This is a genomic window from Roseibium sp., from assembly GCF_048260565.1.
Classification (GTDB): Bacteria; Pseudomonadota; Alphaproteobacteria; order Rhizobiales; family Stappiaceae; genus Roseibium.
The window spans coordinates 305,514-320,058 of record NZ_JBLXGP010000004.1; the positions used below are offsets into that span (position 1 = coordinate 305,514).

General features: G+C 61.3%; 11 protein-coding genes. 7 read left to right on the plus strand and 4 right to left on the minus strand.

Features of this window, described 5'->3' with window-relative positions; all coding sequences use genetic code 11:
• Window position 1 precedes the first annotated feature (1 nt).
• The gene (locus ACN0SO_RS12380; RefSeq protein ID WP_417678049.1) at window positions 2-730 is read right to left on the minus strand and encodes a Tim44/TimA family putative adaptor protein; all 729 of its coding nucleotides are present in this window, start codon (window positions 728-730) and stop codon (window positions 2-4) included.
• A 536-nt stretch (window positions 731-1,266) separates the two neighbouring features.
• Here ACN0SO_RS12380 and ACN0SO_RS12385 point away from each other — a divergent pair.
• The 3 genes from ACN0SO_RS12385 to ACN0SO_RS12395 all read left to right on the plus strand — a co-directional run bounded on the left by ACN0SO_RS12385 (window position 1,267) and on the right by ACN0SO_RS12395 (window position 5,972).
• Window positions 1,267-1,770: an FxsA family protein gene (locus ACN0SO_RS12385; RefSeq protein ID WP_417678051.1), complete on the plus strand. Its 504-nt coding sequence runs from the start codon at window positions 1,267-1,269 to the stop codon at window positions 1,768-1,770.
• 77 nt (window positions 1,771-1,847) lie between these two features.
• Window positions 1,848-4,826, plus strand: coding sequence for a DNA polymerase I (polA, locus tag ACN0SO_RS12390; RefSeq protein ID WP_417678053.1), 2,979 nt, complete (start codon window positions 1,848-1,850; stop codon window positions 4,824-4,826).
• Between the two features lie 111 nt (window positions 4,827-4,937).
• Window positions 4,938-5,972: a peptidoglycan-binding domain-containing protein gene (locus tag ACN0SO_RS12395; protein WP_417678055.1), complete on the plus strand. Its 1,035-nt coding sequence runs from the start codon at window positions 4,938-4,940 to the stop codon at window positions 5,970-5,972.
• Window positions 5,973-6,053: 81 nt separating this feature from the next.
• Here the strand turns inward: ACN0SO_RS12395 and ACN0SO_RS12400 are convergent, their stop codons facing one another.
• Both ACN0SO_RS12400 and ACN0SO_RS12405 read right to left on the minus strand, forming a co-directional pair.
• Window positions 6,054-6,269 carry a hypothetical protein gene (locus ACN0SO_RS12400; RefSeq protein ID WP_417678056.1) on the minus strand — a complete coding sequence of 72 codons (216 nt, stop codon included), beginning with the start codon at window positions 6,267-6,269 and terminating at the stop codon, window positions 6,054-6,056.
• Between the two features lie 512 nt (window positions 6,270-6,781).
• Window positions 6,782-7,759, minus strand: coding sequence for an NAD(P)H-dependent flavin oxidoreductase (locus tag ACN0SO_RS12405; protein WP_417678058.1), 978 nt, complete (start codon window positions 7,757-7,759; stop codon window positions 6,782-6,784).
• A gap of 74 nt (window positions 7,760-7,833) precedes the next feature.
• On the opposite strand from ACN0SO_RS12405, the gene ACN0SO_RS12410 reads away from it, so the two are divergent.
• From ACN0SO_RS12410 to ACN0SO_RS12425, 4 genes are all read left to right on the plus strand, one after another.
• Complete coding sequence (locus ACN0SO_RS12410; RefSeq protein WP_417678060.1) at window positions 7,834-8,676, plus strand: LysR family transcriptional regulator; 843 nt, start codon at window positions 7,834-7,836, stop codon at window positions 8,674-8,676.
• Between the two features lie 90 nt (window positions 8,677-8,766).
• Window positions 8,767-10,293: a YifB family Mg chelatase-like AAA ATPase gene (locus tag ACN0SO_RS12415; protein WP_417678062.1), complete on the plus strand. Its 1,527-nt coding sequence runs from the start codon at window positions 8,767-8,769 to the stop codon at window positions 10,291-10,293.
• Between the two features lie 90 nt (window positions 10,294-10,383).
• On the plus strand, window positions 10,384-12,768 hold the full coding sequence (locus ACN0SO_RS12420; protein ID WP_417678064.1) for a response regulator: 2,385 nt from the start codon (window positions 10,384-10,386) through the stop codon (window positions 12,766-12,768).
• 281 nt (window positions 12,769-13,049) lie between these two features.
• On the plus strand, window positions 13,050-13,991 hold the full coding sequence (locus tag ACN0SO_RS12425) for a GNAT family N-acetyltransferase (RefSeq protein WP_417678066.1): 942 nt from the start codon (window positions 13,050-13,052) through the stop codon (window positions 13,989-13,991).
• A 55-nt stretch (window positions 13,992-14,046) separates the two neighbouring features.
• Here ACN0SO_RS12425 and ACN0SO_RS12430 read toward each other — a convergent pair whose 3' ends face one another.
• The gene (locus ACN0SO_RS12430) at window positions 14,047-14,355 is read right to left on the minus strand and encodes a DUF1330 domain-containing protein (RefSeq protein WP_417678230.1); all 309 of its coding nucleotides are present in this window, start codon (window positions 14,353-14,355) and stop codon (window positions 14,047-14,049) included.
• Window positions 14,356-14,545 lie beyond the last annotated feature (190 nt).

A 14,545-nucleotide genomic window follows, 5' to 3' on the forward strand; every position in this document is an offset into this window, starting at 1 on the left:
CTCACTCGGCGGATTCGGTTGCCACCAGTTTCCAGTTCGGATCGCGTGAGGTCGTATCCCGGGCGAATGTCCAGATATCGACCACTTCGGTGACCTTGTTCGGGTCGCCGTCGATGATTTCTCCGGACTTGTCGCGGGTCGCGGAAATCAGCTGGCTCTGCACCTTGACGGTGACCTGGGCCGTGTTGCCCTTCAGTGCGGCCTCGACGATTTCGGCGCGATCGATGCCGACAAACGTGGATTCGATGGTCTCGCCGCGCTTTTCGCGTTCGTCTATGGCCGAAACGAAGCCTTCGTAGACGTCCTTGGACAAGAGCGACTTCAGAGCCTTCCGGTCGCCTTCCGCAAAGGCCATGACGATCATTTCATACGCGCCACGAGCCCCTTCCAGGAAGGGTTCCGGCTCGAAGGTACGGTCCACGGACAGGATCTTGCGCAGGGCGTCATTGAGCGCGGTACCGGCCGGGGCGACCTTTTCGATCACCACGTCTTCGCTGGGCCGCTCGTTGAGTTCGGCAGGAGCAGCATCGGTCGGCCCCGGCATCGGGATGACGTTGTCGCCCTGGTCTTGGCCGGCCTGTGGCCTGTCCTGGCGTTCCGTCTTGGAATAGGGATCGAACGGCGGCCGTTCCTTGCCGGTGCGTTTGCCCAAGACCGAGCGCAGCCGGAAAATGATGAACACAGCCAGTGCGAGGAAGATCAGATTATAAACGTCGAATATTTCGTTCATTTGGTGCTACCGGCTTCATCCTTGGAGCCGACCCGCTGCGAACCGCCCTTTCAGCGACCTGTGCCCGGTCAACTCCCATCTCACTTATATGTAGGGGGTCCTTGAACCAGCATCCAGTGCAGAGAGCAAGAAGGTTTTTACCCAAAACGCCGGCCAATCCATCATGACCGCTCGCAATCCCTATCCCAGATGCTTACCTTAGGCTAGGCCACACCCTCATTAAACAGGCTGAAATGGCGCAGCAAACGGCAAGGAGCTGCAAGGAAAGGCGCGAAAGCGGGCGTTCTGCCGGCTTGAGCGGTTTGACGCGGCAGATCGAAGCCGATTTTGCGTCCCTTCAGGATAGGGTGAATTTGACCGGCTCCATCGTTGCAAACTTTGCCACTCGTCAGAGGGCGGAACGCCAATACCGAACGGTTTCCTGCAGTTTCGCGCCTTGTATCCGAACGAATTCATCCCTACCATTTCAGCCTGTTTAATGAGGGTATGGCCCAAGGTCCGAACCCGAGAGTACCTGCGAAAAAGATGGGGTTTCCGTGATACTTTACATCCTGGCGGCGATCATTTTGCTGCCTCTGATCGAAATCTCGGTGTTCATTTGGGTCGGCAGCGCCATCGGTGTCCTGCCGACGGTCCTGTTGACCGTCCTGACCGCCGTTGCCGGAACCTTGATGCTGCGCCAGCAGGGCCTGTCGCTCGTCATGCGCATGCAGTCGGAACTCGACGCCGGCCGCGTGCCGGGCAAGGACATGATGCACGGTGCGATGATCGTGATCGCAAGCCTCCTGCTGTTGATCCCGGGATTCGTGACCGACGCCATAGGCCTGCTTTTGTTTATCCCCCCTGTCCGCGACATGCTGGCTCGGTTCATCATCTCCCGGTCCGACGTGGTCGTCGTCCAGGGCGGCTCCCGCTATCGCCGGGAGGAAGGCGTCGTCGACCTCGATGAGGAGGATTGGTCCAGAACCGACGACGGATCCGGCGGGAACGGCCGGACAGAACGCATCAGCCCTTGGTCCCCCAAGGACGAGCGGTCCTGACGCCGCAAAACTGACGGCGGGCCACGCCCCCTGAGGAAAGTGCGGATTTCCCCTTTCCTCCGCCGTCCCGTGCGGGCATGATCCGCCGCATGTCGACGAACAGCTCCGCCCCCGCCCTCACCGCCGATGACCATCTGATCCTGGTCGACGGTTCCACCTTCATTTTCCGCGCCTATCACGCGCTGCCGCCGCTGACGCGCAAACCCGATGGCCTGCCCGTGGGCGCGGTTGCCGGCTTCTGCAACATGCTGTGGAAGTTGCTGCAGGAAGGCCTGACCCCGGAAAAGGGCGACGAGCCGACCCATTTCGCGGTCATTTTCGACCATTCGGCGAAGACGTTCCGGACCGATATCTATCCCGAATACAAGGCTCACCGGCCGGAACCGCCGGAAGACCTGGTACCCCAGTTCGGCCTGATCCGGAGGGCAACGGAAGCGTTTTCGGTTCCCTGTATCGAGCAGGAGGGCTTCGAGGCCGACGACCTGATCGCGACTTATGCGAAACAGGCGGCCGAAATGGGCGCGCGGGTCACCATCGTCTCCGGCGACAAGGACCTGATGCAGCTGATCGGCCCGAAGGTCGGTATGATCGACACCATGAAGAACAAGATCTTCGGCGAGGCGGAAGTGTTCGAGAAATTCGGCGTCGGCCCGGACAAGGTGATCGAGGTCCAGTCTCTGGCCGGCGACAGCGTCGACAACGTGCCCGGCGTTCCGGGCATCGGCCTGAAGACCGCAGCCCTCCTGATCAACGAGTTTGGCGATCTGGAAGCCCTGCTGGCGAAGGCCGACACCATCAAGCAGAACAAGCGGCGGGAAAACCTGATCGAATTCGCCGACCAGGCGCGCATTTCCAAAGAGCTCGTCACCCTGAAACAGGACGTTCCGGTCGAAGTGCCCGTCACCGATTTCGCCGTTACCGAGGTCGATGGGCCGAAGGCGGTCGGGTTCCTGAAGGCGCTGGGCTTCACAACCCTGACCAAGCGGGTCGCCGAGACCACCGGCGCGGAACTCGCCAACATCGAGCCGGCCGATTTCGATATTCCCGGCTGGGACGTGCCCGATCACAAGGGCCGGCTGATGGAAGCCGCACCCGCGGCCGACGGCGGGAAAGCCGATGCTGCGAACGACGCACCGGCGGACGGCGACATGATGGTTCCGCAAACGGTTGCGGACGCCCGCGCGGAAGCGGCCCGGTCGTCGGAGATCGACACCAGCGCCTATGAAACCGTGACCACGCCGGAACGGCTGAAGGAATGGGTCGCCGACGCCTACGAGGTCGGCTATGTGGCCTTCGATACCGAAACCACCTCGCTCGACGCCATGCAGGCCGATCTGGTCGGCGTGTCGCTTGCGACCGCGCCGGGGAAGGCCTGCTATATCCCGCTTGGCCATGTGGACGGGGAAGGCGATCTGCTTGGCGGCGGCGGACTGCTCGAGGGCCAGATCCCGATTGCCGAGGCGGTCGAGATCCTCAAGCCCATGCTGGAAGATCGCGCCGTCCTGAAGATCGCCCAGAACCTGAAATACGACTGGCTGATCATGACCCGCTACGGCGTGGACATCGCGGCCTTCGACGACACCATGCTGCTGTCCTACGCGCTCGATGCCGGAAAGGGCGGCAACGGCATGGATGAGCTGTCGGAGCGCTGGCTAGGTCACAAGCCGATCCCCTTCAAGGAAATCTGCGGTTCCGGCAAGTCGATGATCACCTTCGACAAGGTGGAAATCGACAAGGCGACCGCCTATGCCGCCGAGGACGCCGATGTAACCCTGCGCTTGTGGCAGGTTCTGAAGCCGCGTCTGGCCTCCGAACACATGGCGACCGTCTACGAAACCCTGGAACGGCCGATGGTGCCGGTGCTGGCGCGCATGGAAAAGCGTGGCATTTCCGTCGACCGGCAGATGTTGTCGCGGCTCTCCGGCGATTTCGCGCAAGGCATGGCAGCTCTCGAAGACGAGATCTATGAGCTTGCCGGCGAAAACTTCAACATCGGCTCGCCCAAGCAGCTCGGCGACATCCTGTTCGGCAAGATGGGCCTGCCCGGCGGCAAGAAGACCAAGACCGGCGCCTGGTCCACATCCGCCTCCGTCCTTGAGGATCTGGCCGCCGAAGGTCACGAACTGCCCTCGCGGATCGTCTCCTGGCGCCAGCTCTCCAAGCTGAAGTCGACATATTCCGACGCCCTGCCCGGCTATATCAATCCGCAAACGAAACGGGTTCACACCTCCTATTCGCTGGCCGCCACCACCACCGGCCGCCTGTCCTCGTCGGAACCGAACCTGCAGAACATTCCGGTGAGAACCGAAGAAGGCCGCAAGATCCGAAAGGCCTTCATCGCCGAAAAGGGCATGAAGCTGATTTCGGCCGACTACAGCCAGATCGAGCTCCGGGTGCTCGCCCACATGGCCGACATTCCGCAACTGAAGCAGGCGTTCGAGGACGGGCTCGACATTCACGCCATGACGGCGAGCGAAATGTTCGGCGTGCCGATCAAGGATATGGACCCGATGGTCCGCCGCCGCGCCAAGGCGATCAACTTCGGCATCATCTACGGCATTTCGGCCTTCGGCCTTGCCGCCCAGCTTGGCATTTCGAGGGGCGAGGCCAGCGACTACATCAAGACCTATTTCGAACGCTTCCCCGGCATCAAGGACTACATGGAAGCAATCAAGAAGGAAGTCCACGCCAACGGCTACGTGACCACCATCTTCGGCCGCAAGGCCCATTATCCGGACGTGAACACCAAGAACCCGAACCTGCGCGCCTTCTACGAACGCGCGGCGATCAACGCCCCGATCCAGGGCTCCGCCGCCGATATTCTCCGCCGCGCCATGGTGCGCATGGAGGACCGGCTGCAGCATTCACGGCTGGACGCCCAGATGCTCCTGCAGGTGCACGACGAACTGATTTTCGAGGTGCCTGAAGACCAGGTCGACAAGACGATCCCGATCATCACCGAGGTCATGGAGAAGGCCACCGAACCGGCCCTGAAACTCTCCGTCCCCCTCCAGGTCGACGCCCGCGCCGCCGACAACTGGGACGAGGCGCATTAGGCACATTCGCGGTTAGATTGCGATTTTCTGTTTGTTGTCCAGACGCCTGTTTGGCATAAACAGGATCGGTGAAATCGAAATCAGAGATAGCTGGTCCTGGATATGCGGGTTTTGAGTTTTTGTGTTTCGGTCGTTTCCGTTTTTCTGTGTTTGTCGCCCGGCAGTGCAAACGCTGACCGGTACGTGACCTGTATTCAAGAACAACTCGAAGATGCCGGACTGGATCCGGGTCCGATTGACGGCAAGCTGGGGCGAAAAACCCGCTCTGCCTTGGGCGAACTGGGAGATCAGTATCCGCAACTGTCAAATCTGCCGAAATTATCGATTCCGAATGCGTCAGTATTCTGCCGTAAAATCGGAATGCTTCGGGACAATCATGTTGGATGGACAAGTAACGACGACATCCTGAAATTGATTATTGGCAAAAAAACCAGTTCATCCAGCGCCGAAAAGATCCGCTCTCTGACGAATAACGTCAATTATTACTACCTCGAAAAACTGAATATTACCATACCGGGGCAAATCGTATTCATAACGTCATCTTCCGTCGATGAGGCCGGAAAACGGGCGGTCGAGGCGTTGAAAGCGCAAGGTTCGCACCATGACGTCTACAAGGAGTTCACGGATTGGTGCAGGGGTTACGGCTATTGCGGAAAATCTTACGGAGGTGTGGTCGCGGTAAGCTTTTCTGACAAGGATGGCTTTCCGAATGACGATGTGCGCAAGCTTCTGGCCCATGAAACCGCGCATGAGATCCAGGCGCAATATGTTGGAAATTACCGCGCGCATGGCGAGGAGAACCGGGTTCGTGCGCGTGGCCCGAAATGGCTGACCGAAGCTTTGGCAATCGCGCTGGAATACAATTTCCTCCGGCCGGATGTATCTGCCGAAAAGAAACGCGAACATTTTGCACAGCAGAGAAATTACAGCGCAAAACGGCTTCGTTCGTTCAAGTATCAAACCTCCGCCGCAGAAAAAGATTTTTACGACTATGCCCGTTATGCGGGCCTATTCCTGGTTTCGAAAAGTTCCGAAAGAGCGATAATCGATTTCTGGGAGAAGACGCCTGAGTTGGGATGGGAAGGTGCGTTTTCTCAATCGTTCAACATGTCATTGGAAGAATTCTATCGCTTGTTCGATGAATAGGGTCGCTTCTGCTTTTCAGGTAATCGCTAATTTACGCAATTTCCTGCGCCTTCGATAACCGAAACACGTCGCGTTGGCTCTTCACCACTTGCAGACAGCTCCGAACAGCTTGTCCACATATCCGATGCCGGAAACGTCGAATGTGACATTCACCGGTTTGCCGATGAGAAGGGTGACTGACAACCCAAGCATTGTCCCCTTTTGAAGCGAGCTTAAAAACTGGCGAATATCCCTGAGGTCTATGGTGCCGATCGCCTCGCTGTTGTCGGAAAGACTGAACTGAGGTGTGTCGAGCATGACGGAATCCAGGGAGAAAAAGCCCGGTTCCTTCCGGCTGGCACAAAAGGCTCAATGTGGCTTGGGTAAGCCTGTCCGGATGCCGGATGAACTTGTTCGTCGACGGTGTGGTCGCGGAATGAATGAGCGTAGGCTTTTGAACATAAACGCCGGGACCGGGCTTGATATAGGTGCTCGTTATTTCCCAGTTCGACGGTGCAGGGTCGTATTTTTCCGACGGTTCATCTGTATTCCCGGCATTCTCGTGACAGGCGAATTCGGAAAAAATCTGATCGTAACAGGAAAGGCGGTTCGTATTGTCCTGAATACGCGCGCAATCGATCGGCGACTTTGAATAGCTGAGTGTCGGGTAGATCAATACCGACAAAAATACAAAAGCAGTGAGCTTCAGCTTCGACATTAAAATTCAACCGATAGTGGCTCCGCAGATGTCGGGATCTCGGATTTGCCCCAGAACAGGGTCAAGTGGGACGCGGATGGATACGGCATTGGCGTATGAGAGCGTCAGATCTCTAAGCCCGGCCGGTCAGGAACGATCCTGCCTTCGCCAGCAGGCTTGCCGCCTCCTTCACCGTCTCTTCCACGATCGCCGCCGCCGGATCGACCGATCGAACCAGATCGAGCGCTTCGCCTGCGATCAATGCCCGCACCGAAAAATCGTCCGGATCGGCCGCGTCATAGGCCGCGCGAATCGTGTTCCGGGAGGCGCGCATGTTCGCCGGATCTTCCAGCCAGCGGCGGGAAAACGGGTTCTGGACGACCCGGCCGGTGAATTCACCCGGCCAATCGAGACCCCGGGCGAGGTCGAAGAAGCTGGTCCGGCGGGTGTCGTCGCCGGCGGCCCGCACCAGGGCGTCCTTCGCCTTGTCCGATCCGTTGGCTTCGCGGCTTGCCCAGAACCGGGTCCCCATCATCGCACCGTCGGCCCCCATCATCAGGGCGGCGGCAAGGCCCCGGCCGTCGGCGATACCACCCGCCGCAAGAATGAGCTGATGCTTGCCGGCGAGATCGCGGACGGCGGGCAGGAGCGCCATCAGGCCGCGTTCCATTCCGTGGCCACCGCCCTCCTGGCCCTGGGCGACGAGAATATCCGTCCCGGCCTTCAGCGCCTGTTCGGTCTGGTCGAGCCTCTGCACCTGCCAGATCGTCGGAATGCTGCGCTCTTTCGCGGCCCGGATGATCGGTTCGCCGTCACCGAAGGAGACGAACACCGCGGCAGGCTTCCGGTCGAGAATATGGTCCACGAGTTTCGGCTTCTTCAGAAGGCTCCAGGTGATGACGCCGATGCCGACCCTTTGGCCCTGCGCATCGGTAAAGGCCTTGTCGATCCAGTCCCGGTCGCCGTAACCGGCGCCGATGATCCCGAAGCCGCCGGCGCGGGTGACTTCCGCCGCGAGGCGTCCGTCGGAAATCCTGTCCATCGGCGCGAGAACGACCGGATGGCGGACAGCGAATTGCCTTGTGAAGGCTGTTTCGATGAGCTGTTCCATGGGCTCAGCGTCGCAGGTTTACGTCTATAAGAAAAATGATTGTTAGAGGAAAATAATATCTCTAAAATTGATATATGGATATCGTACTCCTGAAAACGCTTCTGGCCGTGGCCGAAACCGGGTCCTTTTCCGGCGCGGCGAACGCTCTCAATTGCGTCCAGTCCAACGTGACCTCAAGAATTCGCCGCCTGGAAGACCATTTCGGGCAGAAGATCTTTCTGCGCGGCAAGGCCGGCGCCCGTTTGACCGATTTCGGCGAGCGGCTGCATGCCAAGGCGGAAGACCTGCTGCAGTTGTTTGCCGCCGCCGAACGCGAACTTCTGGATGCGGCCGGCGCCGGCGCGCCCCTGTCCCTCGGGTCGATGGAAACCACCGCCGCGGTCAGGCTTCCGGCTCTGTTGAAATCTCTGAAAACCCGCTGTCCCGCCGCGCCGATCTCCCTGAAGACCGGCCCCACCGCCGACCTTCTCGCCATGGTGTGGGACCGGAAAGTCGATGCCGCCTTTGTGGCGGGACCGGTGGACGACACCCGTTTCAATTCGGTCCGGGCCTTCACCGAACGGCTCGTCTGCGCGCGTAATCCGGTGAACCCGGACAGTGGCTCCCTGCTTGCCTTCCGTGCTGGCTGCAGCTACCGGGCAACCGCGCAGGCCTGGCTCAAGAGCCTCGGCCGGAGCGATACCGAGATCACCGAGATGGGCACGCTGGACGGGATCCTCGGCTGCGTCGCGGCGGGGCTCGGCTTTGCCGTGGCGCCGGAACAGGCGGTGCGCGGCGCCCGCGATGCCGGTCATCTGGAAATCAGCCCGCTGCCGGACCCGTATGCCACCGTCGACACCTTCCTCGTCTGTCGCATCGATCACGTCCCCGTCGAGTCGCACCGGGTCCTGATCGAGGTCTTGAAAGACGTCGTTTGAACGGGCGAAAAGAATGTTCTTCTTCTGTTCTTGCCATCTCCGATAGGCTGCTTTATCGTCTGATACACTTATTGGTGGAAGGGGCGGGATATGGTCAGCCGGGTAACGACAGTGGCCTTTCAGGGCATCGAGGCCCTGCCGGTGGATGTGCAGGTGAAAATCGGACCGGGCATGGTCGCCTTCACCATCGTCGGCCTGCCGGACAAGGCGGTGGCCGAAAGCCGGGAACGGGTGCGCTCCGCGCTCCATGCCTCCGGACTGGCGCTGCCCGCCAAGCGGGTGACCGTCAATCTGGCCCCGGCCGATCTGCCCAAGGAAGGCTCCCACTACGATCTGCCGATCGCGCTGGGCGTGATGGCGGCCATCGGCGCCATTCCGGCGGACATGCTTGCCGACTATGTGGTCCTGGGCGAACTCGGCCTCGACGGCATGCTGGCGCCGGTCGCAGGTGTTCTGCCCGCCGCCATGGGCGCGAATGCTCTGGGAAAAGGCCTGATCTGCCCGGCCGCCTGCGGTTCGGAAGCGGCCTGGGCGGCGGAGGACATGAGCATCCTGGCACCCCGCTCCCTGATCCAGCTCGCCAATCACTTCAAGGGCACACAGGTGCTGTCGCCGCCGGTGCCGAAACTCCAGGGCACGCCGGCCGGTCTGCCGGATCTGGCCGAGGTCAAGGGTCAGGAAACTGCGCGCCGCGCGCTCGAGATCGCCGCTGCCGGCGGGCACAATCTCCTGATGGTCGGTCCTCCCGGTTCCGGCAAATCCATGCTGGCAAGCCGCCTGCCCTCGATCCTGCCGCCCCTGCAGCCGAAGGAACTGCTGGAAGTCTCCATGATTGCCTCGCTTGCAGGCGAATTGGCAGATGGGCGTCTTTCCGACCGGCGTCCGTTCCGCGCGCCGCATCACTCCGCTTCCATGGCCGCCCTTGTCGGCGGCGGTATGCGCGCGAAACCGGGCGAGGTTTCGCTCGCCCATCACGGCGTGCTCTTTCTGGACGAACTGCCGGAATTCACGCCGCAGGTGCTCGACAGTCTGCGCCAGCCTCTGGAAACCGGCGAGGCCGTCATCGCCCGGGCCAATCACCGGGTCGCTTACCCGGCCCGCATCCAGCTCGTCGCCGCCATGAACCCCTGCCGCTGCGGCCATGCGGGCGAGCCCGGCCACCAGTGCCGGCGCGGCACCCGCTGCGCGGCGGATTACCAGGCCCGTATTTCCGGCCCCTTTCTCGACCGGATCGATCTCAGGATCGAGGTTCCAGCCGTCACCGCCGCCGACCTGATCCGCCCGGGCACCTCTGAGCCCTCCGCAACGGTCGCCGAACGGGTGGCCGCCGCCCGCGAAATCCAGCGCGACCGCTTCCGGGCACTCGGTGTCAGCGCCACCACCAACGCCCAGGCCCCGGCTTCCGTCGTCGAACAGATCACCGCCCCCGACGCCAAGGGTCTGGCCTTTCTGCGCGAGGCGGCCGAAACGCTCGCCTTGAGTGCCCGCGGCTACCATCGCGTCCTGAAACTCGCCCGGACCCTCGCCGATCTCGACGGCGTGGACACCGTTGGCCGGATCCATCTGGCGGAAGCCCTGAGCTACCGCGGTGAGGACCTGGCGCGTCAGGCGGCGTGAAAAACGCCAAAAACCTCAATCAGGAAACGGTTTATCAAAGGTTATCGGCAATCCTGACCGGGACACTGACGTTAGTTGCGAGTATCCGTCTTGGTCCTGAAGAACGAAAGCCGTGCCCGGCAGAGGGTGAAGCCGTCCGAAGCGGAGCCGGTTTCCGATGATCAGATCGGGAGGCCCGAAGCGGCGCAATCGCGGGCTGAAGCCCTAAAAGGGACTCTGAAAACCAAAACGGGACACGAGCCCCGGCAGGATACGGACGGGGCCGAAGTCTCTGCTGTCGGGTCACCCTCCAGAACCCTGATGCATCTTGCGGTGATCTGCGCCGTCGCCGGGGTGATCGGCGCCTTTTTGCTGCTCGGCGGCGGGCCTTATACGCGGCTCGCCTCTGTCTGCCTGGCGTTTTTCGCCGGCGGCATGGCGGTCTGGCGGCTATTTGCCGATGACAAGGCGCGTGACGGGGCGGCCATTGCGGTCAGGGACGTCAAGATCCGGCGCCTGATGCAGCGCTGCGAAGAATTGGAAGACCGAACCTGGGAACTGCGTGAGTCCGATGAACGCAACGCCAGTATCCTCGGCGCGCTCGGCGATATCGTGGTGCGCCGGGATGCCGACAACTCGGTGGTTTTTGCGAACGCGGCCGCTGCCAAAACCTTCGGGGCCGATCATGCGCCGGTCCTCGGCGAACCGCTGCGTCTGCCGGTCCTCGGCGATGGCGACAAGTCCAAAGAAAAGGCATCGGAGCACGGCATCGCCTTCGGCGATCTTCATCTGCAGACGGTGGACGGACCGCGCTGGTTTTCCCGCCTTGACGTCAGCGTGCGCGATACCGTAAGCGACCAGCCCCTGACGCAGACGGTCCTGCGCGACGTCACCGAGCGCAGGCTGATCGAGGAAGAACTCCTGGCCGCGCGCCAGTCGGCGGAAAGCTCCAACGAGGCGAAATCCCGCTTCCTGGCGACCGTCAGCCATGAAATCCGAACGCCCCTGAACGGGGTGCTCGGCATGGCATCCCTCCTGCGCGATACGCGGCTCACCCGGGAACAGACGGCCTATATCGAGGCGCTCGAAACCTCCGGCGAAACGCTCCTCATGCTGATTGACGAAGTGCTGGACTTTTCCAAGGTGGAGGCCGGCAAGCTGGAAATTCAGGCGGCACCCGTGCGCCTGGCGCCGCTAATTGAAAGCGTGGTGGAACTGCTGGCGCCCAAGGCCCAGGCCAAGGGCCTTGAGATCGGAGCCCGCTTCCATCCGAGCCTGCCGGAAACCGTTACCCTCGACGCCAGCCGCGTTCGCCAGATTCTGTTCAACCTGACCGGCAACGGTATCAAGTTCACCGATGAGGGCGGCGTGGCCATCCGGGTCGACGGTCGCCCCAACCCGGACGGCGGCAGTTTTCTCGAATTCGCCATCATGGACACCGGCATCGGTTTCGACAAGGCGGAGGCCGATCGCCTGTTCCGGGAATTCGAACAGGTCGATCATGGCCCGGCGCGGAAATTCGGCGGGACCGGGCTTGGCCTTGCGATTGCGCAGCGCCTGATCCGCCTGATGGGTGGATCGATCGAGGCGACCTCGGAAAAATCCAGGGGCGCCGTGTTCAAGGTGGTCGTGCCGGTGCCGGAAGATCTTGTCTTCCGGGATACGGCGACCGCCTCGAACGTTGCGGGCAAGTCGATCGTGATCGTCAGCGCAAGCGGACTGGAAGGCGCGCTTCTGCGTGAGCGGCTGGAATTCGAAGGCGCCGAGGTGGTGTTGCGGAAGCCCGGATCCGCGGACCTGACCGAATACATGGCGGCTGCCGATCTGGTGATGATCGACAATTCCTCGGTTGCAGACAGCGGCGGCTGGCTGGTCAGCGCGCGTCTGGCGGGATGCCGGGCGCCGGCCGTTGTCATGATTGCTCCGCCTGAGCGGGACCGGTTGAAGCGCCTGCGCGAAGCAGGCTTCGCCGCCTACCTGATCCGGCCGGTGCGAAACGAAACCTTGAACCAGGTCATCGGCGGCCTCCTCGAGGAAGCCGGTCCGGATCAACACCTGTGGGAAGCAGGTGCCGAAACCCATTCAGGCGATCTGGAAGTCCTCCGTGGCAGGACGCCGGTCCGCCCGCTCCGGCTGCTTGTGGCCGAAGACAACGACATCAATCGCCTTTTGAGCGAGGCTCTGCTGCGTAAGCTGGGTCACGAGCCGACCGTTGTGACGGATGGCGAAAAGGCGGTCGAGGCGGCCGCGTCGACCGATTTCGATGCGGTCCTGATGGATCTGCACATGCCGGGCCTGGACGGGATCGGCGCCATCCGCAAGATCCGCGAACAGGAGATGCAGAGCGGCAAGCCCCCGGTGCCGATCCTGATGGTCACCGCCGATGTCATGCGCGACGCACGCGAAAAGGCCGCCAAAGAGGGCGCCGCGGGCTATCTGACCAAGCCGCTGTCGGCGGATGCCCTGTGCGATGCCCTCACCCGCCTGAAAATCTGAAGGGGCCGCCACCTCGCGGAATTCTGATTCGCGTCGTGCCCGATTTGGGCAGACGTTCCCCGTCATTTGTGATAAGGAAACGGGAGAAACAGGGCGGCAATCCTGCTGAATAGATCAAGTGTCATCCAATTGTCGGAAAAATGTGTTTTACGGCAGGATCAGTTATAGTTGCAGCGTTCTCGCAGCTACTGTCGCGGCAAAGTCAAAACCGCAAGTGAAACAGAGTTCAAGGCGTGAACACTTGCGGCTTTTGGAAACAACGATATAGGGGCCGAACATCCATGATGCGGTCGGGCATGTTTTCGCCGAGGAAACTCGTTCAAAAAATCGCACCGGCAGGTTTGCCGATGCAGATCCGCTCCGTCGGACTGCCGTCGGAAGCCGCCGGTCTGGACGTGCTGCGTTTCCGGCAAAGCCTCGGCCGGATCGGATCTCTGGAGGTGCGCCTCGCCCGCAGTTTCCGCGAAGTGAAAATGGCACAGCGGCTCCGCTACAAGGTCTTTTACGAGGAAATGTCGGCCATTGCGGATGCGCAGACCCTGGCGACCCGCCGGGATGCTGACCCCTATGACGCCTTTTGCGATCACATGCTGGTGGTCGATCATTCTTCGTTGAAGCGCAACAAGCTTGGCCGTCTGAAGCCGGAAATCGTCGGCACCTACCGCCTGCTGCGTCAGGAGATTGCCGATCAACACGGCGGTTTCTATACGTCCGGCGAATTCGACATCCAGAAGCTGATCGACGCCAATCCGGGCAAGCGGTTCCTGGAACTCGGCCGCTCTTGCGTGCTCAAGCCCTACCGCAACAAGAAGACGGTCGAGCTGCTGTGGCACGGTATCTGGTCCTATATCCTGATGCACAAGATCGACGTCATGCTCGGTTGCGCCTCGATCGAGGGCACCAATCCGGATTCCATCGCAGGTCAGCTTGCCTTCCTGCACCACAATGCCCGGGCGCCGGAAGACTGGCGCGCGGCCGCCCTGCCGGAGCGCTATGTGGAGATGAACCGCCTGCCGGCCGAAGGGGTCAATCCGAAGGAGGCGTTGCGTGCCCTGCCGCCCCTGGTCAAGGGCTACCTGCGCCTCGGGGCCTTCATCGGCGACGGCGCCGTGGTCGATCACCAGTTCGGAACGACCGACGTGCTGATCATCATGCCGGTGTCGGAACTGAATTCCCGCTATGTGAATTACTACGGCGCGGACGCCAGCCGTTACGCGGCCTGATCCTTGAACCAGACACGCCATCGGACCGACGTCCGCGTATGTCGCAGGGAAATATTCAGTCCGTGGGCTGCGGTCCGTCGTAGCCTTCAACGATAACCAGATCCCCTTCCGAGGCGGCATCGCGCAGGGCCTTTGCCCGGGCATATTCAGGCGATTTGTAGCAGGCCATGGCCTGGTCGTAGCTGTCGAATTCGATCACCACGTTGCGGGACCGTGAGCTGCCTTCCATGGTTTCGAACCGGCCTGCGCGCACGAGAAAGCGGGCGCCGTATTTCTTGAAGGCCTCCGCATTTGCCGCGACATAGTTCTTGTAAGCATCCGGGTCCTGCACGTCGACGCGGGCGACCCAATAGGCCTTGGCCATGTAACCGTTCTCCCAATTGGTTTTCAGCATCTGTCCTAGCCGCTTTTGACGGCCCCTGCCAGCGCCCATTGCCGTCCTCCCTTTGAAGACCCCCATTGAAGCCTCCCATCGAGGTCCCATTGGGTCGCAGCCTTAACGCCCCCTTAAATTGCCGCAATCTATGGTCATTGCGGGGACCAACGGCAGAAAT

Bases quoted from the DNA above. Each gene is read 5' to 3' on its own strand.
- ACN0SO_RS12380 (WP_417678049.1), bottom strand. From the start codon at position 730: ATGAACGAAATATTCGACGTTTATAATCTGATCTTCCTCGCACTGGCT.
- polA (WP_417678053.1), top strand. From the start codon at position 1,848: ATGATCCGCCGCATGTCGACGAACAGCTCCGCCCCCGCCCTCACCGCC.
- ACN0SO_RS12400 (WP_417678056.1), bottom strand. From the start codon at position 6,269: ATGCTCGACACACCTCAGTTCAGTCTTTCCGACAACAGCGAGGCGATC.
- ACN0SO_RS12405 (WP_417678058.1), bottom strand. From the start codon at position 7,759: ATGGAACAGCTCATCGAAACAGCCTTCACAAGGCAATTCGCTGTCCGC.
- ACN0SO_RS12410 (WP_417678060.1), top strand. From the start codon at position 7,834: ATGGATATCGTACTCCTGAAAACGCTTCTGGCCGTGGCCGAAACCGGG.
- ACN0SO_RS12415 (WP_417678062.1), top strand. From the start codon at position 8,767: ATGGTCAGCCGGGTAACGACAGTGGCCTTTCAGGGCATCGAGGCCCTG.
- ACN0SO_RS12425 (WP_417678066.1), top strand. From the start codon at position 13,050: ATGATGCGGTCGGGCATGTTTTCGCCGAGGAAACTCGTTCAAAAAATC.
- ACN0SO_RS12430 (WP_417678230.1), bottom strand. From the start codon at position 14,355: ATGGCCAAGGCCTATTGGGTCGCCCGCGTCGACGTGCAGGACCCGGAT.